Source organism: Paenibacillus lactis (genome assembly GCF_017873605.1).
Lineage (GTDB): Bacteria > Bacillota > Bacilli > Paenibacillales > Paenibacillaceae > Paenibacillus_AQ > Paenibacillus_AQ lactis.
In genome coordinates, this window is the sequence record NZ_JAGGKI010000001.1 from 256,210 (window position 1) to 279,010 (window position 22,801).

The window sequence follows — 22,801 nt, forward strand, 5'->3', positions numbered from 1 at the left end:
AAGACGCCCCGCTCCTCCTATAGCTGCTAAACCTTGAAACGCCGGACCAGCTCCTGAAGCTCCTCCGCCTGCCGGCTCAAATCCGTCGCCGACGCGCTTACCTCTTCCATCGAGGCAAGCTGCTCCTCGGAAGCGGCTGATATGGATTGCGTCCGTCCCGACGTCTGCTCCGAGATATTCCGAATCGCATCAATAGCCGTTCTCGCTTGATTCGCATCGCCCGCCAGCTGACGCGCAGCCTCGGCGGTTTCGCTTACTTGCCCGGTCACCTTGTGAACCGCCTTCTTAATGCGGGAGAAGGAGCGTCCGGTCAGGTCAGCCGCGCCGACGCCTTCGGAAACGTTCTCCTGAGCCGATGCCATTACCGCATTCGTCCGCTTCACCTCTTGCAAAATGGCGGCGATGAGCTCGGCGATATGCTGTGCCGATGCCTCGGAGCGATGCGCCAGACTGCGAATTTCCGCAGCCACGACAGCAAAGCCTCTGCCGTGTTCTCCCGCTCTCGATGCTTCAATCGAGGCATTAAGCGCAAGCAGGCTTGTCTGCTTGGCAATCTCTCCAATCGTCCCGACGATGCCTCGAATCTGCTCCGACCGCTCGGACAGCTGGCTGATGACGCCGCCGAGCTCTTCCATCGAATGGTTGATGTCCTGCATCGTAGCCGCGGCCGTGATCACGGCCGTATTCCCTTCCTGGGCCAGCTCTTCCGTCTGATTCATGGCCCCTCTCATAACCTCGAGGAGAGAGGCAATGGAATCGGCATGCTGCGATACTTGATTCATCCGCTTTACGATTTCCTCGACGGCGAAGAGCTGGCTCTCGCTGCCTGCCGCCACCTCCTGAATCGAGGAGGTCACATGCTGGACGGCCGCTGTGTTTTGCATCGCATTAGCCGACAGCTCCTCCGACGAGGCGGACACATTCTCCGACATCCCCATAACGCCATGCACCATTTCACGCAGATTATCCACCATAACCTGGAAGTGATCGGCCAATTCCCCGATTTCGTCCCGCTTGAATCCGCTCATACGATAAGTCAAATCTCCGTCGCTGATCACTTCGGTCGCCTTGCTCAGCTTGCGGATCGGCTTCAGCACCGAGCGGATATTCCATAAGGCCAGCGCAAACGCGCCAAGAAGAGACACCGCCATCACCAATACCATCGTATTCCGGATGCCGCGGACGGAATCTTCCACCTCCGAGAAATACATCGTACCGGCAATCTTCCATCCGGTCCGTTCATTGGTAATGTAATTCAATTGCTTGTCCTCGCCGTTATGCTCATAATGGAAGTGCCCTTCCGGCTCCTCATACAAGCGGGAGATCCAAGCCTCTTGCGCCAATGCATCCGTCCCTGCCGCGTATTCCGGGTGAAATAAATAGTGCTGCTCCTGATCCAGCACCATGGTATAGCCTTCGCGTGCAACCTTGACTTCAACCAGATCACGGATCTGGGTAAGGTTCAAATCAATGCCGACCACGCCGGATCCGTCTGGAAGCATCTGCGCAATCGTCACAACGATCATCGATCCGGCCTGTGATGCATACGGCGTCGTAATAATCGGTTCGCCCTTGGCGGTGATGGCCAGCTTGTACCACTCGCTCTGTCTCGGGTCAAATCCTTCAGGAAGCTCCTCTGTAGAGGCTCTCAAAATGCCGCCCCGGGCTGTCCCGGCAAAAATATCGACCGTTTCGGGGTGCAGCCCCAAATATTGCCGCAGCACCGCAGCGAGTCCTGTTTCGCTGCCCGATGCCAGCTCCTGATCGACCGCGGCCCCTTTGATCTTCCCGCTGAAATAGCTCAGGTCATGAATCTTATTTTCGATCGTCTGGTTGATGACATCATTCGCCGTCTCCACGCTGCGCGATGCGCTGCGCAAAATTTCCTCCTCCACGGTATGACTTGCATCGCGATAAGTAATATAACCGATCGCAAAGCTTGGAACGAGCAGCACCACAAGAAACGTGATGATCATGTTTCGCCGCAGCCGGTTGGTTCTCTTTGTCTTCATATGGTTCCTGTCCTTTCAATCCGCAGGGAGAACGCTCCCTCGTAACTAAAATCTTCCCTTCAACTTATCGGCATCCGGTAAAGGAATCGTTACATCCTACATGTGGTAATTATTTACAATTAAGATTGGGAGACTTGAGTTGGACCATGGTCCTCCGTGCGAGCGGCGGGTTACGGACAAGCGAAGCGGTCCTTGAAACACCCTGTTTGAAGCGGCTCACGGTTGACCTCAAGAAATTGGGATAACGGCAAGATGAGAAACGATTCATGCTAGAGCGTTCTCCTCCCAAGGAAGGAGCCATCCTCCCGGCAAGATCCGAAACGATACGCTAGCGCCCCTTAACTAAAAAAGAGGCGCCCCAAAGATCTCATGATCTTATCGGCACCTCTTTATATATGATGGCTTCACGGCCTGCACAGCGGAAGAAGCAGACCGTTAGGCTCTGGCTCTTTGGCGGACAATCGACCAAGAAGTTATTCCGTAATGCCTTCCTTCGTTAAAGACGCGGTTTATACAGACTCCGGCTTATTTGCTGCCGGAATGAAGCCGCTCAGATCTACGCCGAGTCCCTCGGCCAGTCTGGCTCCGTATTCGGCATCCGCCCGGTAGAAGTTGCATACGGCCCGCAGTTGGATGTCCTGCTTCACCTGGCTCAGATCGGCAATCAGGTTGCGGAGCAGATTGTCTTTCTGCTGCTCGGTGAAGGAGCGGTACAGCTCTCCGGCTTGGGTGAAATCGTCCGTCTTCTCGATACGCTGGCGAACGACATGACCGCTAAGCGGCGCTTCGCTCTCCTGAACGGATGGATCCTCGACCGGTCCGGTCGTATAGCTGTTCGGCTCGTAGTTGACCGGAGACGGATCCTGCTTGACGTTCATCAGGCCGTCGCGCTGATGGTTGCGCACCGGTGCATACGGACAGTTGATCGGAATTTGCAAGTAGTTGGCGCCCAGCCGGTGACGCTGCGTATCCGGATAGGAGAACAGACGTCCTTGAAGGAGCTTATCCTCCGACGGCTCAATGCCGGGAACCAGCGCGCTTGGCGAGAAAGCGGCCTGTTCAACTTCCGCGAAGAAATTTTGCGGATTGCGGTTCAAGGTCATGGTGCCTACCGTAATGAACGGGAAGCGGTCCTCCGGCCATACCTTCGTTGGATCCAGGGGATCAAAAGGCAAATCGTCCATCTCCTCCGGCGACATCAATTGCACCACCAGACGCCATTTCGGAAAGTCGCCTTGCTCGATATGCTCGCGCAGATCCCGCGTAGCATGGTTGAAATCCTTGCCCTGCACTTCAACCAGCTCATCCGCATCCAGGGTTCGTACCCCTTGCTGCGATTCCCACTTATATTTCACATAAGTCACTTTGCCTTCGCTGTTGACCCATTTGAATGCATGCACGCTGAATCCGTCCAGCTCACGGTAGTTGGCCGGCGTTCCATGATCGGAGAACACCCAGGTCATCATATGCGTGGATTCCGGGGACAGCGTCATGAAATCCCAATACCGTCCGGGCTCTTGAATGTTGCTGTCCGGAGCCGGCTTCAAGGAATGGACCATATCAGGGAATTTGATGGCATCCCGGATAAAGAAGACAGGGATATGATTACCAACGATATCGTAGTTGCCTTCCTCCGTATAGAACTTCACGGCAAAGCCGCGCGGGTCTCGTGCCGTTTCCGGGGAACCTGTTCCATGAATGACGGTAGAGAATCGAACGAAGACCGGCGTCTCCTGCCCGATCTCCTGCAGGAAGGCCGCTTTGGTGTACGGCTTCATGTCATTCTCCACGACGAAGATGCCATGCGCCCCGGCTCCGCGGGCGTGAACGACGCGCTCCGGAATCCGTTCACGGTCAAAATGCGCGATCTTTTCAATCAGATGATAATCCTCCAGCAGCGTAGGACCGCGGCGGCCTGCGGTCTTCGAATTCTGATTGTCTCCTACGGGAGCTCCTTGGTTCGTTGTCAATCTATCCATGCGGAAAACCTCCATCATTTCTATAATTGATTTTAGACTGAATCTAAATCTATGAAATGATTGTATCATCCCGGAATTTGTCCGGTCATGAGTGTCGCATGAACCTTCGATGAGCGTTGCGTGATTGACCAATGAGCATTCATGTTCATTCGATGAAGTTCTTATGAATGATCCGTGAGCAGAAAAAAAGGAGGAGGTTAGTCCGCCAAGCGGTAACCTACTCCACGTACCGTCGCGATATAGCGTGGTGCTCCCGCATTATCGCTCAGCTTCTTGCGCAAGCTCTTGATATGCACGTCAACTACATTGCTGCCGCCCATAAAATCCGTGTCCCAAATCTTGCTCATCAGCTCCTCGCGGGTGCAGACGGCCCCCTTGCTATCCATTAGCAGCAGAAGCAGCATGTACTCCGTCTTGGTGAGATGAATCGGAGCTTGCCCGCGATGTACCGTCATTTTATCCCGATCAATGGTCAGATCCTTAAATACGAGACCTTTAGCTTCCTCATCACCGGCAGGAGCGGAGACGGGGGCGAACAGGCGGATCGTCCGCTGCACTTGGTACATCATCGTATCCTTGGAGCGAGCCGGCCAGACCATCAGCTCCTCGTTCATCAGACTAGCGCCGGCATTGCTCATAAGCTCCTCGCCAACAAGATAGAGGACCGGGATCGAAGGATGCTCCGGCAGCAGCAGCTCCCGTTCTTTGCTGAAGGCAGCCATGTCCCTGCAGCCGGTCATGTCCGCAATGATCAATCCGGTGTTCAGAGCCGTCTGGAGACGCGGCTCCCACTTCCGGAACATCATCACCTCGAAGCAGTTCTCCGTCAGCGTCATGAACATTTCATGAACCCGTCCAGGTGACCGGCTTAACAGCGCCGCGCGCATCGTCGTAGGACAAGCATCGCCGATCGCCATACCCGCTCCCGGATGCTGGTACAGGCTGGTCGTCTTCCAGTCCGGAAACGAATATACGGTCGCCATCTCCATTATTTCTTCCGTTTGGTTTGACATTCTGGACACACCCCCCCGAATACAACGTGAGCATGATGGATGACGTAGCTGGTTTCGCTTGCTACGGTGTCCGCCCAATCCTTAGGCACCTCCGTCATGACCTCGTCGACTTTGCCGCACACTTCGCAAATGATATGCTGATGCTCATCCGTCCGGGCATCGTACCGGCTTGCGCTTTCGCCAAGCTTCAGCTCCCGGATCAGCTGCTTATCCGTCAAATAGCGCAAGGAGTTATAGACCGTCCCATACGCAAGATTATATCCTTTCTCCACCAGGCGGTTCATGATCTCCGCAGCCGTCGGATGGTCATGCGACTCCCGCAGCACATCATATACCGCTTGGCGCTGTGTGGTTAGATTTAATGATTTCAAGGTATTCACCCTTTTAATTTATTTTTAGATCAAGTATAAATCTTATTTTGGTCAGGGTCAACCTTATCGAGATACTCAATTGCTGGTAATCTTTATGTTTTCTTAAGAATCCATTTACAATTCCTTTAGCTCGCGCGGTTACACTGGTTTATATCAATTTTCGGTACATATCCGCTAAAAAGGAGACGATCCATCCGTCATGGCAACGGTATCCAAGTCGCGTTTCTCTTCTTCAAGGCAGAGCGCTGATAACTCTTTGCCGTATCGTTCCCCGCGTCGGTCGAAGCCGGCGGAAAGACGTAAGGGACAAGCCGGCATGGCTCTGTGGTTCCTGGGTCTTTGCGTCAGCCTGCTCTTCTTTTACATTGTAAAAGTCTTCATTCCGCCTGCGATCGAGGCCCGTTCGGCCATTCTCATCCATGCCGAGACCGGAAGGGTGCTGTATGCCCAGCGGGCCGATCTTCCGCTTCCACCTGCAAGCATGGCCAAGATGATGACCGAGCTCATGGTCATGGATGCCGTCTCTTCAGGACGGCATGATTGGAACGAGACGGTAGCCGTCAGCCGTTATGCCGAAAAAGCTCCCGGCCCCCAAGTCGGCATGAAGTCCGGGGAGACCTATACGCTTAGAGAAATGTTCGAAGCGCTGATTATTCATTCGGCTAATGATGCCGCCATCGCCATCGCCGAGCATCTAGCCGGAAGCGAGCGCGAATTCGTCGATAGCATGAACCGCCGCGCTAGGGAGATCGGCCTGTCAGGACGGACGGTATTTGCCAATGCATCCGGTCTTACCGCCAAAGATTTGAGCGGCTTTCCCGAAGCGGCCTCCGAAGGCGAGACGGTCATGACGGCAAGGGATGCAGCCATGCTCGCCAGGTGGCTGCTTCAGAACTATCCCGATGTGGTGGAGGTGACGAGCAAGCGCGACCTTTCGATCCCGCAGAAGGGAATCTCGCTGCACACGACCAATCTGATGCTTCCCGGCGAGCCGTATGCCTATGACGGCAGCGACGGCTTTAAGACCGGATACACCCGCTCCGCCGGCTATTGCTTCACCGGAACAGCGGCCCGGAACGGGGTCCGGCTTATCTCCGTCGTTCTTGGAACCGGCCATGCCGAACAGAGATTTACGGAGACTCAGAAGCTGATGGATTACGGATTCAGACGGCAAAACGCAATATTAGGCCTTTTTTCCATCCATATTTAGGGTAAACTGTTGCTAGGAGATACGACGCCGACCGAATACCTGCCTTAGGGGCAGCGACTCCATCGACGGAATGGTACATATATAGGATGAGCTGCCGTATCTAATGTGGATTTACTGGAGGATTCAAACGTGAGAAGCGTATTAATCGTTGACGATGACAAGGAAATATCGGGATTGATCTCGATCTACCTGGAGAATGAAGGATACCGGGTGATTCAAGCGCATGACGGGGAAGAAGCGCTGCTTGAGCTGAAGCTGCATCAGGGATCGGTGGATCTCGTCATCTTGGATGTTATGATGCCAAAACTGAACGGGATCGACACATGCCGCAAAATCAGGGAGACCTCGTCCATCCCGATTCTGATGCTGAGCGCCAAGAGCGAGGATATGGACAAAATATTAGGCCTGATGACCGGCGCCGACGACTATATGATCAAGCCTTTCAATCCGCTGGAGCTGACCACGCGCGTGAAAAGCTTGATCCGCCGCTCCACCCAATACAACACGGGGCTCGCCCAGATGGACAGCGACCGCCTGCAAATCGACGGCCTGGATATCAACCGCACGACCCATGAGGTCAAAGCGAACGGCCGACCGGTCACCTTGACCGCCAGGGAGTTCGACATTCTGTACCTGCTCGCCCGTCAGCCGGGAAGAATCTTCAGCGCCGAAGACATCTTTCAGCAGGTGTGGAAGGAGAAATATTATGTCTCCAACAATACCGTCATGGTCCATATCAGCAACCTGCGGGACAAGCTGGAGAAGGAGCTCGGCTACAAGCTCATCCAGACCGTGTGGGGCGTAGGGTACAAAATCCATGCATAAGCTGCAGTGGAAGATCATCACCCTGTTCTTTGTGAGCGGGGCTTTGACGTTGTCCATCCTGTTCGGCTTCCAAAAAATCATGCAGGTGATCGGCCGGGAATACTGGCGGGAGCCTTGGGTAACCTCGCTGTTCAACATCAGCCGCAGGCTGGAAAATATGTTCGGCTTTCCCGTCGCTGCCACCATCATCGGGATCATCATCTTCATTTTTGTCGTGCTGCTCATGAGCCAGAGCACCATACGGCAGATCAATCAATTGATGCAGGGCACGGAGCGGCTGGCGCGCGGAGAGCTCGATCAGGAGATTAAGGTAAGCTCCGGGGACGAACTCGGCCAGATGGCCCTCCAAATCAACCAGATGGCCAAGCAGCTCAAGCTGTCCCTGGAGGAAGAACGGATGGCCGTCCAGTCCAAGAACGAGCTGATCAGCAATGTGTCCCACGACCTCCGCACGCCGCTGACCTCAATCATCGGCTATTTGCGATTAGTCAACGAAGACCGCTACAAGGACGAGGTCGAGCTCCGCTACTATACCGATATCGCCTATAGTAAGTCTTTGCGGCTCGGCAGGCTGGTCAACGATCTGTTCGAATATACCCGGATCGGTTATTCGCCTGTGAATCGTACCGATATTAACCTGGTTGAGCTGCTGGGCCAGCTGGCAGTCGACTTTTCATTAACCGGGCAAACCGTGAGGGGAGACGTGCAGGTACAGTTTACGCCTTCCGAGGAGAAGATCAGCCTCTCCGCCGACGGCGACAAGCTGATGCGAATCTTCGAGAACCTGCTGTCGAACGCGGTACGCCACGGCAAAGATGCCGGGAGGGTCGACCTGAAAGCGTTCCGGGACGGAAAGAGTGCCGTCGTTCAGGTGATCAATTACGGACCCCCTATTCCGCAGCATGCCCTCTCCCACCTGTTTGAACGGTTTTATCGGGCGGATGAATCCCGTACGGACCAGACCGGAGGCTCCGGTCTGGGGCTTGCCATCGTGAAATCGATCGTGGAGGCCCATGAGGGAAGCATCGAGGTGACCAGCAATACGGATCAGACCATGTTCGAAGTGCGCCTCCCTCTAAACGGTAGCTGAAAGCCACAAAATTTGGATTTTGTTCGACAGAATAATCTATTTTCCGATAAAATAGGGATGACTGTCCTTATCGCTCTGGGCGCATTTGTTCAGGGTTACGTGAAAGGAATGACTCCCTTACATGATCAACATCCTGTTTACCAACTTCTGTATTCTCGTAACTTTTCTATACGTATCGGGCCTGCTGTCCAGGCAATACGTAACGGGCTTCGATTCGCCCTCCCGCTCCGTTAAACTCTGCGGCGGGGTGCTCTTTGGAATCTACGGGATCATTCTGATGTATTACTCATTTCCGATCGATCCGAGATTTTTCGCCGATTTACGACATCTCGCCATCATTGTGATCGCCAGCTATCTCGGGTGGCTCCCGTCCCTGATTGCCGGATTGTTAATGGCCGTCGGGCGTGTGCTGCTCTTTGGCATGACCGGTTACTCCGCTGTAGCAGGCGCCGGAATGCTGGTGATTGGTATGATCTGCGGGCTTATCTCGTTAGCCCGATGGGACCGCCTGACTAAAATGATGACCATGTCCATCGCGAGCATGCTCGTGCTGTTCTTTGTGATTGCGTCGAACATTCCGGATCGCGATAAAGTGTTCAGCGTATTTACCCAACACCTGATTATCTCCCTGCTGGCCACGCTGGTCATCTACATGCTGACCGAGTATATCCATACATCCAATAAGCTGTTTCTTCAATTGAAAAAATACGCCGAAACCGATTATTTGACCAGCCTGAACAATCTCCGTCAATTTGAGCAGCTGCTGTCCGAGCGCTTTCTGGAAGCCCAGCATTTCAGCGAACGTCTGGGGGTGCTCATGATCGATATTGACCATTTCAAAAAAATAAACGACACCTACGGCCATGCGGCCGGAGATGCCGTTCTGCAGCAGCTGAGCAAGGTGCTGAAGGATAACGCCCGCTCGTTCGACGAGGTTTCCCGCAACGGCGGGGAGGAGTTCTCGGTCCTCGTCCCGGAAGCCACCATCGCCGAGACGACGGCCCTAGCCGAACGGATCCGGGCCGCGGTGGAGCGTCACGCCTTCACGCTCGATGATGGCACGAAGCTGCATATCACGATATCGATCGGCGTTGCGGTCCATCCGGACACGATACGCTCCAGGGAAGCCCGCCAGCTGATGGAGCAGGCCGACCAAGAGCTGTACCGGGCCAAAAACAACGGGCGGAACCGCGTGTGTTCCGCCCCCGAAATCCATGACTATATGCTGAGTTAAGCGTTACTAAGGATGTCCTCGATCGCGGACAGCGTATCCGGCGTCAGCTTGATGCCGGATGCTTTGACGTTCTCCTCCACCTGCTCGGGACGGCTTGCGCCGACGAGCGCGCTGGATACGTTGTCCTGGCGCAAAATCCACGCCAAAGCCAGCTGACCGACGGTGATGCCGAGCTCGTCCGCGATGCGCCCAAGCGATTGCACCTTCCGAATGCGGTCCTCGCTGATCTTGAGGCGATCCGCTCCCAGCTTGGACGCCCGGCTCTCTTCAGGCACATCCTGCTTGGCGTTGTACTTGCCCGTGAGCACCCCTTGAGCGAGCGGGGAATATACGACCTGGCCGATGCCTTTCTTCTCGCCGAGCGGAATGATTTCTTCCTCGATCTTGCGCTCGAACATGTTATACAGCGGCTGGTTCACCACAATCCGGTCCAGCAGGTAACGGTCGGCGATCGCCAGAGCGGCTTCCATCTGGGCGGCCGTCCACATGCTGACCCCGACATAGAGCACCTTCCCTTGCCGAACGAGGTCGTCGAGCGCCCGCAGCGTTTCTTCAAGCGGCGTCTCCTCGTGAAACCGGTGGCAGTAGTAAATATCAACGTAATCGGTGCCAAGACGCTTCAGGCTTGCATGGCACTGCTCCATAATGTGCTTGCGGGATAACCCCTGATCGTTGGGCCCGTCGCCCATTTTGCCGAATACCTTCGTTGCCAGCACGTAGGATTCACGCGGGAATGCTCGCAATGTCTCGCCTACGACGACTTCGGCCGCTCCCTGCGCGTACACATTTGCCGTATCAAAAAAGTTCACGCCGAGGCCGTAGGCGGTCTGAATCGACTTCACCGCATTATCACGCTCTACATACCCGCCGTACGTGAGCCAGCTTCCAAGACTGATTTCGCTTACCTTCAGTCCGCTTCCGCCCAATCTTCGAAATTCCATATCCAAGCCTCCTCTTCTACAGAGATTGATGCCTACATCCGTATTGTACCATTTTCCGGTACGCTAGAGGGAGGGAATCCCTGCTTACCGTTTGTAGCCGGTGGACTTGATTGTCATTTTGACATGAACATTGAACTTGGCCCTCGGGTAAATTTCAGCCCACTTCTCCATTTCGGTATCGTTATTCCAGTGGGTACCCCCGTATCGCAGCCCGAAGCCCAAGGGATCCAGTCCCGTCTTCTGGATCTTCTCCAGCAGCTTGGTAATCGACTCGGTCAGGTCCTTGTTGAACTCCTTCTCAATTTTGCGGAGTCCTGCAGGGGTCATCGGCGCCTTATCCTCTTTCTCCTCCAGGATGGCCGTGATGCTGACCTTATAATCGATGGTCTCCGCTCCCTCTTTGGATTCGTTGATTTTATAGCGGCTTCGGGTCCGGTCCGTGTTCACCTCGAACAATTCCCCTTCGATTTTAATACCGAAGTTGGTGCTTAAGTGCCGTTGGTCCAGCAAGTTATACAGCCTTGTCTCATCCCGCGTCAAGATCGTCTTCACCCGGCTCTTGTCCAATAAGGCAACCTTGTCAATGTTCAAAATCTCCTTCCCGGTCGCTTCAATGACCGGCATGACGGGATCCTCCCCGGTTTCCGTCATCCGCCTGCTTAAATCGAAGGAGTACGTCTTTGCAATGAAAGGCGATTCTGTCCCATCCTCGCTAAGCGCCAGAAAAATAGCGTTCCCGGCGATCCGCTCCGTCGCGGGCTGCACCTTCAGGACCGCCTCGGCCGTCGGAATGGCAACGGCCGGATACATCAGGAGCTGCATATCCCGCCTTCGGACGGTCCAGTCCTGAATTTTGCCGATATCCTGCCGGGCATACGCCTCCCCGTACAAGACCCCTTTGCAATGACCGAAGTCCAGCTCCTTGTCCACTTTGGACTTCGCCTCCCGGATCGCCTCCGCGATGCTGGTGGATTCCTGCGTAATCAGCACGGTTTTGACGTCCCCCGATTTCGGATCGCCTGTAGGGATCGCGATTTTAAAGCTGAACCGGTTCATGTCCGGATTCGTCTCCGAGACGTCGATGCCGATCGCTACGACGAAGAGCCGAAGATCGATATCCCGAAATTCGCACCCGCCGAGCATCATAATCGAACCGCAGATAAGGAGCGTATACCACGTTTTCAAGGATTTCACGCCCTCCTCCTCCTTCCTCTTCTTATTGCGGCGTAGATCAAAAGAATGACGAGCAGGATTTCACCCGCAAACCGGACGTCCAGGAACACAATCGCCATATCATTGAGCGTATACTGATTGATAACCGTGGCCAGCACGAAAATAACGACGGCGAAAAGGGCCAGAACCCACCACTCCGCCTTCCGTTTCTTAGGCAGCAGCGAGGGCTTCTCGCCTTCCAGCTTAAATCCTCCCAGAACCAGCTCTTTCCCCACATGCCAGTGGATAATCGAGTTCATCAGAGACAGGATCATATAGACGACAAAGAACACATAGATCATCCGCTCAATAATAAAATACCGGATTCGGAGCGCATCGACCGTCGAGAAAGCGGGATAGACATGCTCGCCTGCTCCATTGGCTCCCAGAATCCCGATCGGCCCAAAGAGCGATATGAACAGAGATACGATGCTTACCAGGATGATCGAGAACATGTACCTGACTTTGAATCGGCGGAAGATCCGGTTGAAGACCACCATGTTGATGTAGCCGGTATAAATATAAGTCGCTGCGGCTACAGTGCGGTAATTCGGCATATTCCAGGCGTAAGTCATAATTTGCCTTACGGAATCCCAGCTGAAATACGGATTACTGTAGACTCTCCAAGCCATATAGGCAATCAGCGGCATCGTTATGTACAGCACCATTTCCAGCGCGTAGAGCAGCGATTCCGAATCCAGCCTTGCGCTTAGACCGACAACGACGAGAAATCCGGTCAGAACGATATAAGGCGATACGTCCGGGCTGATGTAGCGGGACGTGATATCCATGAAACTAATCAGCGTAATTGCGCTGGAAAAGTACCATCCCAGTCCATACAATACCAACAGCAAACCCGAAATCCAAACCGGAAACACCGAATGGAAGATTTCCGGCAGCCCTTCTCCCGGAAATCGCTGCAGCATCTTGGCGAAGACATACATCAGGATCGCCCCCGCCGGGATCGCAATCAGTACGGACATCAACACTCCGCTGAACCGGTCCTGGATCAGGATACGGGGCACATAGTTGATCAGGTTGATCGAAGCATTGAGCAGAAAGAGATAGTAAAAGTATTTGTTCCTAACCACTCTGCGGATCTCCCTTCCTTCTCCACTCAATCGCGAACATCTTTAAATACGGCTTACCGAAGGAACGCAGACTCGTCAGGTACATAATCAAGGAGACGATCCCAAGGACGATCCCGACCAGGCCGAAGAAGGTGGATAGGACAATGAATAAGTATTTTGTGACGCGTATCCCCATGCTCATCATCGTGATCGGGATGACGAAGTTGGTAATGGCTACTGCCGCAACGAGAATTACCATGACGTTGCTGACCAGGCCGGCTTCCGTAGCGGCCGTGCCCAAGATAAGACCGCCTACCGTCGTTGCCGACTGGCTGACCGCTTTCGGGAGGCGGACGCTCGCCTCGACGAGAAACTCCATCGCCAGCAGCATGAAGAGAACCTCGAAAGAGGACGGATAGGGTACCGTTGCCCGGCTTCCCGCAATCAGCAGCGTAATCTGCATCTTCAGAATTTCCGGATTGTACGATGTAAAAGCTACGTACAAACTCGGCATCATGACCGTAATGAACAGGGCTATATACCGGATAGCCTTCAGGAACCAGCCAATGAGCGGCAGCTGGATCTTGTCGTCCATTGCCGTGAAGAAGTCATTAAAGATGGCCGGGAGCACTAGGACGTACCCGGTAGAGTCCATGAGCACGCATATCTTCCCCTGCGATATGTTCAGCACGGCCCGGTCCGGACGCTCGGTGAGCATCAATGTCGGAAACAGCCGCAATTTCGGATGCATCGTATGCCGCTCAATCTCAGAAGCAGACTGAATGATATCCGTCTTGAGCTCGGATAGCCGCTTCTTCAGCTCCTTCAGCACCGAGTGATCTACTTTCATCTCGTCATACATAATAATGAGCCGGGTTTGGGAGATCCGGCCGACCGTCATGAACTCCGTCTTCAAGTCCGTCGTCTGATAACGGTGACGGATCAAGTTGAGATTCACCTCGATATTTTCCGTAAACGAATCGTCCGGTCCCTGCATTACATTCTCGGTGCTTGCCGGTTGGACGGATCCGGCATTGACCAGCACGGCATCGAGCAGCAGCACCCGGTCGCGGATGAAGATCGCAACGCAGCCTCTAAGCATATTGCGCAGCAGCTCCTGCTTATCCTTAGGCTCCAGGCTTGACGGGAACGACCGGATAAATCGCTCGAACAGCTCCATGGAGTTCAGCTCGTAGAATCGGTTAATCAAATTGTCGTTAACTAGGATGGGGTCGCACATACTTTTGAGATAGATGAGATGCGCATGCCCTTCCTCATTCTTCAGCTCACGCTGCTCAACGTCCCCGATATTCTTCAACTGCTCCTGCAGGCATTTCCTTGCTTCTTCGGCTTGCAGCTTTTGGTCGGTGGCCATGATCGATCCCTCCTTTATCATTGACAAGCAAACCGCTCAAGTCCTTCTATTTTCTGTACAAATGTCCCAAATTATTAACAATCAACCAGAAAAGTTTGCCGGGATTCGCAAGCTTCGGGAAAGCACCCTATTTTTCACGCCGGTCTTCTCGTTTCTAATTGGTCTATTGTGGTAATAATGGGGACAAGCGTATTGGAGAAACAGCAGCTGAAATTATAGAGAGACTAAAGGAGGAATCCAGATGAACCCATCGGGCACATCTTATCATCAATTGCCCCGGTATCCGGAATCGCTGTGGAGAGCAACGACCGATCTCCCTTCCTTTCCGCGGCTCGCGGAGGATATTGAAACGGACGTCGCTGTAGTCGGCGCAGGCATAACGGGCATTACGACCGCCTATTTGCTGGCAAAGGCCGGGAAGGATGTCGTACTTCTTGAGGCGGGGAAAATCTTCAACGGAACGACCGGTTATACGACCGCGAAGGTTACGGCTCAGCACGGACAGATCTACCATGAGCTGATCCAGCATTTTGGAGAGGAACAGGCGCGCCTCTATTATGAAGCGAACCGGGAAGCCATTGAGTTTATAAGAGATATCGTAGGCGGAGAGGAAGACAAGTTCGGACTGAAGCTGGAGGATGCCTACATCTATACAGAGCAGGATGGCAAAACGCTCGAGAAGCTGGAGCAGGAATACCGGGCATACGAGAAGCTGGACATTCCAGGCGAATGGACGGATCGGCTTCCATTGCCGATTCCGGTAACAGGGGCTGTGAAAATGCCGGGACAATACCGGTTCCATCCCCTGCACTATGTGAAGCATCTGACCGAGAAGTTTCTGGAGCTTGGCGGGCGCATTTATGAAAATACGACCATTGGAGGAAAGATTGAGACCGATGGTCCGCTGTCGCTGCAGACCAAACGGGGCAATCATCGCATCACGTGCAAATACGCGGTGTCCGCCTCGCATTTCCCTTTTCATGACGGCAAGGGCCTCTATTTCTCCAGGCTGCACGTCGAACGTTCCTATGCCATTGCGGTTAAGCCGGAGACCGCGTATCCGGGCGGCATGTATTTGAGCGTGGACAATCCGACCCGTTCCCTTCGGTCCGCATCGTACCAGGGCGAAGAGCTCGTCATTGTCGGCGGGGAGAATCATGCGACAGGCCGCAGCATCTGTACCCATCAGCATTATGAGAACCTGGAGGTGTTCGCAGGAAATCTGCTGGGGGCAATCTCCATCCCTTACCGCTGGTCCGCACAGGATTTGATCACGCTGGATAATGTCCCGTATATCGGACCGATCACAGCGGACGAGGACCGAATCCTGGTAGCAACGGGATACCGGAAGTGGGGCATGACGACAAGCACGCTAGCGGCCCACATCATCAGCGATCACATCCTTGAAGCCGACAACCGGTACGCCGAATTATTCAGCCCGTCCCGGTTTAAGGCGGATCCGTCCATTAAAACCTTTATCGTTCAAAATGCGGCCGTTGCGAAGGATCTGGTGTCCGGCAAAGTGGATATGTCCGATGCGGATATGTCCACGCTTCAGAACGGAGAAGGCGCCGTGGTCCGCCATAACGGGCAGCGCGCAGGCGCTTATAAGGATGAAGAGGGCAAACTGTTTCTGGTGGACACCACCTGCACGCATATGGGCTGCGAAGTAGAGTGGAACGAGGGCGAGCGTTCCTGGGACTGTCCTTGTCACGGTTCCAGATACGGCTATAACGGCGAAGTGCTGGAGGGACCGGCGACTGAGCCGCTCAAGCAGCTGGACCCGGAGAGCTGATCCATAACGCAGAACCAGATGGATAAGCAGGTTCAACGCTGGCTAGGTCATTTGCAGTTGATGGGGCAAATGGCTGTCTGTCCACGTGTTGAGTTCTGTTTTTCTCATTCAAAAGCATGCAAAAAAGGCACCCCTTACGGGTGCCTTCATGTATTTGTAAGACGTCCAGCATGGAATTTCGGCCGACGACAGTTCAGCATGAATTAGGCGCTAACGGTTGCCGGTTCTTCCCGGTATGCCTCGAGCGATTGATCCACGATGACCTTCACCAGGGAAGGATCCACATCGCTTATCCAAGGCATCGCAAGATTCCAGGCATTCTCCTCAATTTGCCGCAGGATCCGCATGTCTTCCCATTCATCAACCGATGAATCCAGCAGATCGCACAGCTCGGATAATTGGCCGTCCATCGAATGACCCAGTTCATGCGCGAAGACGACGGCATAATAAGCGTACACCTGTTCAAGCGATCCGAACAATTGCAGGCACTGCTGGCGAATGACCTCCGTATACATGGTCACGCTGTGATCGCCTATGGCATATTTCCCTCCGACTAACCGACCCCCCGGGAAATAGCCGTCCAGCTGTACGGTAACGCTGCTGCCCGACCGACGTAGAAGCTCTTGCGTAATGCGGTTCAGTTCAGACTTATTCAATAATGATCATGGCTCCCTTAAAAAGTATAAACAACATTATAGTAGAACCCTAAGAAATTGCAACAAGAAATATGCTGTTCAGCTTGCTGTTACGGGCTTTTTCGCTGGCTTCCATGCCTATAAAAATCATCCCGCTTCGGGCTGATCGCTGAACTGGCTGTTGTACAGATCCGCATAAAATCCGCCTTGCGACAGAAGCTCATCATGCGTCCCTTGTTCGATAATGCTGCCCTTGTTCATCACCAGAATGAGGTCCGCATCCCGAATCGTCGACAGCCGGTGTGCGATAACGAAGCTGGTCCGATTCTTCATCAGCTCCTTCATCGCCTTCTGGATATACAGCTCCGTCCGCGTATCGACACTGCTTGTCGCCTCATCCAGAATCAGAATGGCCGGATTGGCCAGAATCGCCCGCGCAATCGTCAGAAGCTGCTTCTGCCCTTGCGAGATGTTGGATGCCTCCTCGTTCAGCACCGTGTCATACCCGTCCGGCAGCGTCCGGATAAAGTGGTCCGCATGCGCGGCCTCCGCCGCCCGTATGATCTCTTCTTCGGTTGCGCCTTCGCGGCCGTATCCGATATTATCCCGGATCGTGCCGTTAAAGAGCCATGTGTCCTGAAGCACCATTCCGAACAAGCTTCTCAAGTCGCTTCGCTTCATGGAGGCAATATCCTTGCCGTCGATCGTAATGCGGCCGCCGTTAACCTCATAGAAGCGCATCAGCAGATTGATGAGCGTTGTCTTCCCGGCGCCCGTCGGGCCGACAATCGCGAGTGTCTGGCCCTGTCGGACATTCACGTTCATATTCTCGATAAGAAGCTGATCCTCCTTATACCCGAAGCTGACATGCTCGAAGGACACGTCGCCGCGAGGATGCCGGAGCACGGCCGGCGCGGATGATTCGGCCACTTCCTCCTCTTCATCCAGCACCTCGAACACCCGCTCTGCGGAAGCAATCGTCGATTGAATGACGTTCGCAATATTCGCCAGCTGTGTAATCGGCTGCGTAAACTGGCGCGAATATTGAATGAACGCCTGAATGTCCCCGATCTTGATCGCCTGTCGGGTAACGAGCACCCCGCCGACAACGCTCACGATCACGTAGCCGATGTTCCCGATAAACCCCATCAGCGGCATAATCGTGCCTGATATGAACTGCGCGCGCCATCCGGCCTCATACAGCTTGTCGTTGACCTCATCAAACCGCTCCACCGACTGGCGCTCCCGGCCGAATGCCTTCACGACCTTGTGGCCGGTGTACATCTCCTCGACATGGCCGTTCAGCTGCCCCAGATGCTTCTGCTGGGCTACAAAATGCTTCTGTGACTGCTTGGCTACCATCATCGTCACGATCACGCTGAGCGGCAGCGTCAGAATGACGACGAGCGTCAGCAGCGGACTGATGGTCAGCATCATCACGATCACCCCGAGCAGCGTGACGGCCGATGTAATCATCTGCGTCAAGCTCTGCTGCAGCGTGCCGGCGATGTTGTCCATGTCGTTGGTTACCCGGCTGAGCGTCTCCCCGTGGGTACGGGCATCAAAATATTTCAGCGGCAAACGGCCGAGCTTATCGTATACCGCCTTCCTCAGATCGTATACCGTTCTCTGTGCTACGCCAGCCATTACATACTGCTGGACGTAGGCGAACAAAGAGCTGAGGAGGTACAGCCCGGCCAGCCACAGCAGGATGCGCTGGATCGCAGCGAAGTCAATGCCCGCTCCCGGTTCGCCTTTCATTTTCGCCAGGAAGCCTTCAAACAGGATCGTGGTCGCATCGCCCAGAATCTTCGGGCTTACGATGCCAAAGATCGTGCTCAGCATCGCCGCAGCCAGAACGATCAGCAGCTTGCCGGTGTGCGGCTTCAGATAGGTCGTCAGTCTCCGGAAGGTTCCCTTGAAGTCCTTGGCTTTCTCCGCAGGCATGCCCGGGCCGTGCGGGCCGCCGAAGGGACCGCCGCCATGACCTCTTGGATGTCCTCCGCGCTTCTTCTCGCTCATGCGATCTCCTCCTCCGAAAGCTGGGAAATGACAATCTCGCGGTACACTTCGCTCGTATTCATGAGCTCCTCATGGGTGCCCATGCCCGCGATCCGCCCCTCATCCAGCACAATAATCCGATCGGCATCCATCACCGTGCTGACCCGCTGAGCGACGATCAGGACGGTGGCGTCACCGGTCTCCTCCCTTAATGCTGCACGTAGCTTCGCGTCCGTCTTGAAGTCCAGCGCCGAGAAGCTGTCGTCGAAAATATAGATTTCCGGCCGGCGCACGAGTGCCCGGGCAATCGAAAGACGCTGCTTCTGTCCGCCTGACACATTGCTGCCTCCCTGCGAAATCTCGGCATCATAAGCGCCTTCCATCGCTTCGATGAAGTCGGCGGCCTGGGCAACCTTCGCCGCGTGCCGGATCTCCTCGTCCGTCGCGTCCTCTTTACCGTAGCGGATGTTATCCGCGATGCTGCCCGTGAACAGGAGCGCCTTCTGCGGAACGAATCCGATCCGCTGCCGGAGCTCTTCCTGCCGCATCTCCCGGATATCGGTTCCATTGACGAGAATACGCCCTGAAGTTACGTCATAGAAACGCGGGATCAGGCTGATCAAGGTCGATTTGCCGGATCCGGTTCCGCCGATAATGGCCGTTACTTCACCCGGTCCCGTACGGAAGGAGAGATTCGATACCGCCGGCTCCTCCGCTCCGGGATAGAAGAACGTAACATCCTGGAACTCGACAGCGGCCTTCTGAAGCCCCGGCTTTCCAGGCTCTTTCGGATCATGAATGTCCGGCTGCATATGGAGCACTTCGTTGATCCGGACGGCGGACGCTTGCGCGCGCGGAATCATGACGAACATGACCGACAGCATAATGAGCGAGAACATGATCATCATGGCATATTGAAGAAACGCCATCAGATCGCCGACCTTCATATGGGCATCGTTGATGCGATGCGCCCCGAACCAGACGATCGCAATCGTCGCAAAGTTCATGACCAGCATCATGACCGGCATCATCGCCCCCATGATTTTGTTCACCTTGATCGAGGTCGCCGTCAAATCCTCATTCGCATCGTTGAAGCGCACGGTTTCATGCGCGGCACGGTTGAAGGAACGGATGACCCGGATCCCCGTCAGATTCTCCCGCACCACGCGGCTCAGCGTATCGATCTTGACCTGAATCGCTTTAAAGAGCGGAATTCCCTGCTTCGCAATAAGGAAGATCGCCAGTGCGAGAATCGGCAGCACGGCGAGGAGAACGGTGGTCAGGCCCGGATCCCTCGAAATGGCCATGACGATGCCCCCGATGCACATCATCGGCGCAATCGCCATCATGCGCAGGATCATGATCGTTACCTGCTGAACTTGCGTAATGTCATTCGTCGTACGGGTAATAAGCGATGCGGTTCCGATCTTGTCAAACTCCTGGAGCGTAAAATTCTCAACATGAGAGAACACGCGGCCCCGCACAATACGTCCGAACCCTGAAGCCGCTTTGGACGCCAAATAACTGGCTGCGATCGCGCAGACCATTCCTCCGGAGGCGACCAGAAGCATAACGCCTCCCACCCGCCAAATATATGGCACATTGCCAAGCGTGATGCCTTTATCTACAATGTCCGCCATCAAGGTCGGCAGATACAAATCCGATAAGCATTGAAAGAATGTAAACAATAGGACCAGCAGCACCGCAGTCCGGTACGGTCTCATATAACGAAACAGCTTAAGCAAAGCGAACCACCCCCTGATCGTGACTTATGTTTCCTGCGATCGTTGTTGCTCCTGATAATGGTATACCTTCATGAGGAGGTCCGCGAGTTTAACGCTGTCCTCTTCGCCAAGATATTCGACCAGGCCGTTAAAACGGCTTGCGACGTCTTGATACACCTGCTGAACGACCTGGACCCCCTCCGCAGTTAGCTTCACGCGGACAGCCCGGCGATCGTTCTCATCCATCACCCGCTCGACGAGTCCTTTCCCCTCCAGACCGTTGATGAACTGCGTGATGGTTGGAGAGGTGACATTCATCATGCTGCTGATCTCCGACACCTTCATGCCGGGCCCGCCAAGCCTGTTAAAATGCATAAGACCCATCAGCACACGGACTTCACCCGGTGTGTAGCCCGAAATCATGTGCCGATCCCACTCCTGCTTGTGAAACATACGAATGCTGTGCAGAAGCCTTCCGGCAATACTGTCGTCAGGCAGTCTCCCTGGGTGATGACAGCCTTCCGGCGAGTCCGGGTCTCTCCCGGCTTGATGACGCTTATGTAAATCTGGATGAAATTCCTGTGACATCGTCCACCTCCTGCGCATAAAACCGTAACCATCCGGCCGGGATGGCCGGGCGGTTACAATCCAAGCATGCAACGAATTAGTTAGCCTGCCTATTAATTAGGCAACCTAAATATAATCCCTGGCGAAGATCGATGTCAAGTTCAGTTCAACCCGCAGCTCCCATGAAGGCCCGAGTTACTCATCCATCAGCTCGAAATACGATCCGGCATGCGCGTTACGGCTCCTGGCCGCATGCTTTCCGCCAGGCTTCTTGCCTTGCTTCTTCTGGCGCCGCGTGTTGGCCTGTTCCTTGCGGGCCTGATGGGCCAGCTCTCTCTCGGTTTTTCTATAATTCGCGTACCGATCGGCATCCAGCGTCCCAGCCTGGAGTGCCTCCTGGACCGCGCATCCATCCTCCTTCTCATGCCGGCAGTCGTGAAATCTGCACTGCGCCGCGAGCGAGGAGATGTCTGCGAATGCCGCCTCCCAGCCATCCTCCGATTCCCACAGCTGAAGCTCCCGCATGCCCGGCGTATCAACCATGATCGCCCCGCCCGGCAGCACAAACAGTTCGCGGTGCGTCGTCGTATGGCGTCCTCTGGCGTCCTCTTCGCGGATGCTCTGAACCCGCTGAACGTCTTGGCCGGACAGCCAGTTCAGCAAGGTCGATTTTCCGGCGCCCGACGAGCCCGTTACGGCCACCGTCGTGCCAGGGGTCAAATAGCCCTGCAGCTGCTCCTTTCCCTGATCCAGCAGCGAGCTGACGGCGTGAACCGGCACCCCCGGAGCCGCAGCTTCGACGAGGGCGGCATGCGATTCCGGAGAATCGCATAAATCCGCCTTGGTCAGCAGCACGACCGGCTGGGCTCCGCTCTCCCACACGGCGATCAAGTAACGCTCGATTTTGCGGATATTAAAATCCTTATTAAGCGCATTGACGATAAATACGGTGTCGATGTTGGCGGCAATGACCTGTTCGTCCGGCACGCTCCCGGCCTCCCTGCGGGAAAACGCCGACTTGCGCGGCAGCAGCTGGTGAATCACCGCCCTCGGTTCGCCCTGCAAGGGCTCCACCATAACCCAATCGCCGACAGCCGGGAAATCGCTCTTGCTGGCTGCCTCATATTCATATTTTCCCGTTACGGCGGCCGTCATCTCTCCATCTGGCGTGACGATCCGGTATTGCTTCGAAAATTGGGCGACGATGCGCGCAGGCACCAGGCGTTTGTCCCGCTGGATCGATTGGAGCGCTTCCTTCGCCGCCCGGTCCCAATCTTCATTCCATCCATAGTCGTTTAATGGCTTCATGTTTTGATTTGTCAAAATGGTTGTTTTCTCCTTATCTTGTTTAGGTTTAGGTGTTTCTGAACAACAAAAAAACCGCAGAATCATATTCTGCGGTCCATCTTGAATACAGCCTAAGAAAGACGCCCTCCCGGCCAAACGGGCTAAAAAATCCCCGTTTATGCCGGTGACGTTAAACCTATGCATATACCAAAAAGACCCGCAGAATACCAATCACGGTCTCCTGCGGGTCTTGATCTTAGCGAATCATGCAAGGAGCAGTCCTTAAACCTTTAGCGCCCCATGCCTATTCAACTTATCGATAACCCGTTCGAGGAGACCTAGCGCCGACAATTTGTCATCATTCATATACATCATCATGGTCATCAGCCTCCTTGTGCTCATAAATATATCCGTATTATAGATTCCGCCGCAGCGGCTGTCAACTTTTTCCTGACGCTTG

18 protein-coding genes are annotated in these 22,801 nt (G+C 54.5%); 5 read left to right on the top strand and 13 right to left on the bottom strand.

Going from position 1 to position 22,801, the window contains the following annotated elements:
• Positions 1-26 precede the first annotated feature (26 nt).
• From J2Z18_RS01000 to J2Z18_RS01015, 4 genes are all read right to left on the bottom strand, one after another.
• Positions 27-2,012: a methyl-accepting chemotaxis protein gene (locus J2Z18_RS01000; protein ID WP_210094030.1), complete on the bottom strand. Its 1,986-nt coding sequence runs from the start codon at positions 2,010-2,012 to the stop codon at positions 27-29.
• Positions 2,013-2,521: 509 nt separating this feature from the next.
• Positions 2,522-3,991, bottom strand: coding sequence for a catalase (locus tag J2Z18_RS01005; RefSeq protein WP_210094031.1), 1,470 nt, complete (start codon positions 3,989-3,991; stop codon positions 2,522-2,524).
• A 197-nt stretch (positions 3,992-4,188) separates the two neighbouring features.
• Complete coding sequence (locus J2Z18_RS01010) at positions 4,189-5,004, bottom strand: winged helix family transcriptional regulator (RefSeq protein WP_007128852.1); 816 nt, start codon at positions 5,002-5,004, stop codon at positions 4,189-4,191.
• Positions 4,980-5,375: a Fur family transcriptional regulator gene (locus J2Z18_RS01015; RefSeq protein WP_007128853.1), complete on the bottom strand. Its 396-nt coding sequence runs from the start codon at positions 5,373-5,375 to the stop codon at positions 4,980-4,982. Before J2Z18_RS01015 ends, J2Z18_RS01010 begins: the two co-directional genes overlap by 25 nt.
• 199 nt (positions 5,376-5,574) lie before the next feature.
• Here J2Z18_RS01015 and J2Z18_RS01020 point away from each other — a divergent pair, with 199 nt between their 5' ends.
• The 4 genes from J2Z18_RS01020 (at position 5,575) to J2Z18_RS01035 (ending at position 9,734) form a co-directional block, all read left to right on the top strand.
• On the top strand, positions 5,575-6,585 hold the full coding sequence (locus J2Z18_RS01020) for a D-alanyl-D-alanine carboxypeptidase family protein (RefSeq protein WP_210094032.1): 1,011 nt from the start codon (positions 5,575-5,577) through the stop codon (positions 6,583-6,585).
• A 129-nt stretch (positions 6,586-6,714) separates the two neighbouring features.
• Complete coding sequence (locus J2Z18_RS01025; RefSeq protein ID WP_007128855.1) at positions 6,715-7,410, top strand: response regulator transcription factor; 696 nt, start codon at positions 6,715-6,717, stop codon at positions 7,408-7,410.
• Positions 7,403-8,500 (top strand): sensor histidine kinase, encoded by a 1,098-nt coding sequence (locus J2Z18_RS01030; protein WP_007128856.1) that lies wholly within the window; start codon positions 7,403-7,405, stop codon positions 8,498-8,500. Before J2Z18_RS01025 ends, J2Z18_RS01030 begins: the two co-directional genes overlap by 8 nt.
• A 121-nt stretch (positions 8,501-8,621) precedes the next feature.
• On the top strand, positions 8,622-9,734 hold the full coding sequence (locus J2Z18_RS01035) for a GGDEF domain-containing protein (protein ID WP_007128857.1): 1,113 nt from the start codon (positions 8,622-8,624) through the stop codon (positions 9,732-9,734).
• Here J2Z18_RS01035 and J2Z18_RS01040 read toward each other — a convergent pair.
• The 4 genes from J2Z18_RS01040 to J2Z18_RS01055 form a co-directional block, all read right to left on the bottom strand.
• Positions 9,731-10,675 (bottom strand): aldo/keto reductase family protein, encoded by a 945-nt coding sequence (locus J2Z18_RS01040; protein WP_007128858.1) that lies wholly within the window; start codon positions 10,673-10,675, stop codon positions 9,731-9,733. The genes J2Z18_RS01035 and J2Z18_RS01040 overlap by 4 nt on opposite strands.
• Before the next feature lie 84 nt (positions 10,676-10,759).
• Positions 10,760-11,869 carry a Ger(x)C family spore germination protein gene (locus J2Z18_RS01045; RefSeq protein ID WP_007128859.1) on the bottom strand — a complete coding sequence of 370 codons (1,110 nt, stop codon included), beginning with the start codon at positions 11,867-11,869 and terminating at the stop codon, positions 10,760-10,762.
• On the bottom strand, positions 11,866-12,978 hold the full coding sequence (locus tag J2Z18_RS01050; protein WP_007128860.1) for a GerAB/ArcD/ProY family transporter: 1,113 nt from the start codon (positions 12,976-12,978) through the stop codon (positions 11,866-11,868). Before J2Z18_RS01050 ends, J2Z18_RS01045 begins: the two co-directional genes overlap by 4 nt.
• Positions 12,971-14,332 carry a spore germination protein gene (locus J2Z18_RS01055; protein ID WP_007128861.1) on the bottom strand — a complete coding sequence of 454 codons (1,362 nt, stop codon included), beginning with the start codon at positions 14,330-14,332 and terminating at the stop codon, positions 12,971-12,973. Before J2Z18_RS01055 ends, J2Z18_RS01050 begins: the two co-directional genes overlap by 8 nt.
• A gap of 241 nt (positions 14,333-14,573) precedes the next feature.
• On the opposite strand from J2Z18_RS01055, the gene J2Z18_RS01060 reads away from it, so the two are divergent.
• Complete coding sequence (locus J2Z18_RS01060) at positions 14,574-16,127, top strand: FAD-dependent oxidoreductase (RefSeq protein WP_007128862.1); 1,554 nt, start codon at positions 14,574-14,576, stop codon at positions 16,125-16,127.
• Between the two features lie 203 nt (positions 16,128-16,330).
• Here J2Z18_RS01060 and J2Z18_RS01065 read toward each other — a convergent pair whose 3' ends face one another.
• From J2Z18_RS01065 to rsgA, 5 genes are all read right to left on the bottom strand, one after another.
• Positions 16,331-16,783: a hypothetical protein gene (locus tag J2Z18_RS01065; RefSeq protein WP_007128863.1), complete on the bottom strand. Its 453-nt coding sequence runs from the start codon at positions 16,781-16,783 to the stop codon at positions 16,331-16,333.
• A gap of 126 nt (positions 16,784-16,909) precedes the next feature.
• The gene (locus tag J2Z18_RS01070) at positions 16,910-18,784 is read right to left on the bottom strand and encodes an ABC transporter ATP-binding protein (protein ID WP_007128864.1); all 1,875 of its coding nucleotides are present in this window, start codon (positions 18,782-18,784) and stop codon (positions 16,910-16,912) included.
• On the bottom strand, positions 18,781-20,508 hold the full coding sequence (locus tag J2Z18_RS01075) for an ABC transporter ATP-binding protein (protein ID WP_007128865.1): 1,728 nt from the start codon (positions 20,506-20,508) through the stop codon (positions 18,781-18,783). The genes J2Z18_RS01070 and J2Z18_RS01075 overlap by 4 nt, the downstream gene beginning before the upstream one ends.
• 24 nt (positions 20,509-20,532) lie before the next feature.
• A complete protein-coding gene (locus tag J2Z18_RS01080; RefSeq protein WP_007128866.1) occupies positions 20,533-21,075 on the bottom strand; it encodes a MarR family winged helix-turn-helix transcriptional regulator in 543 nt (180 codons plus the stop codon).
• A gap of 174 nt (positions 21,076-21,249) precedes the next feature.
• The gene (rsgA, locus tag J2Z18_RS01085; protein ID WP_245255800.1) at positions 21,250-22,377 is read right to left on the bottom strand and encodes a ribosome small subunit-dependent GTPase A; all 1,128 of its coding nucleotides are present in this window, start codon (positions 22,375-22,377) and stop codon (positions 21,250-21,252) included.
• Between the last annotated feature and the right edge of the window lie 424 nt (positions 22,378-22,801).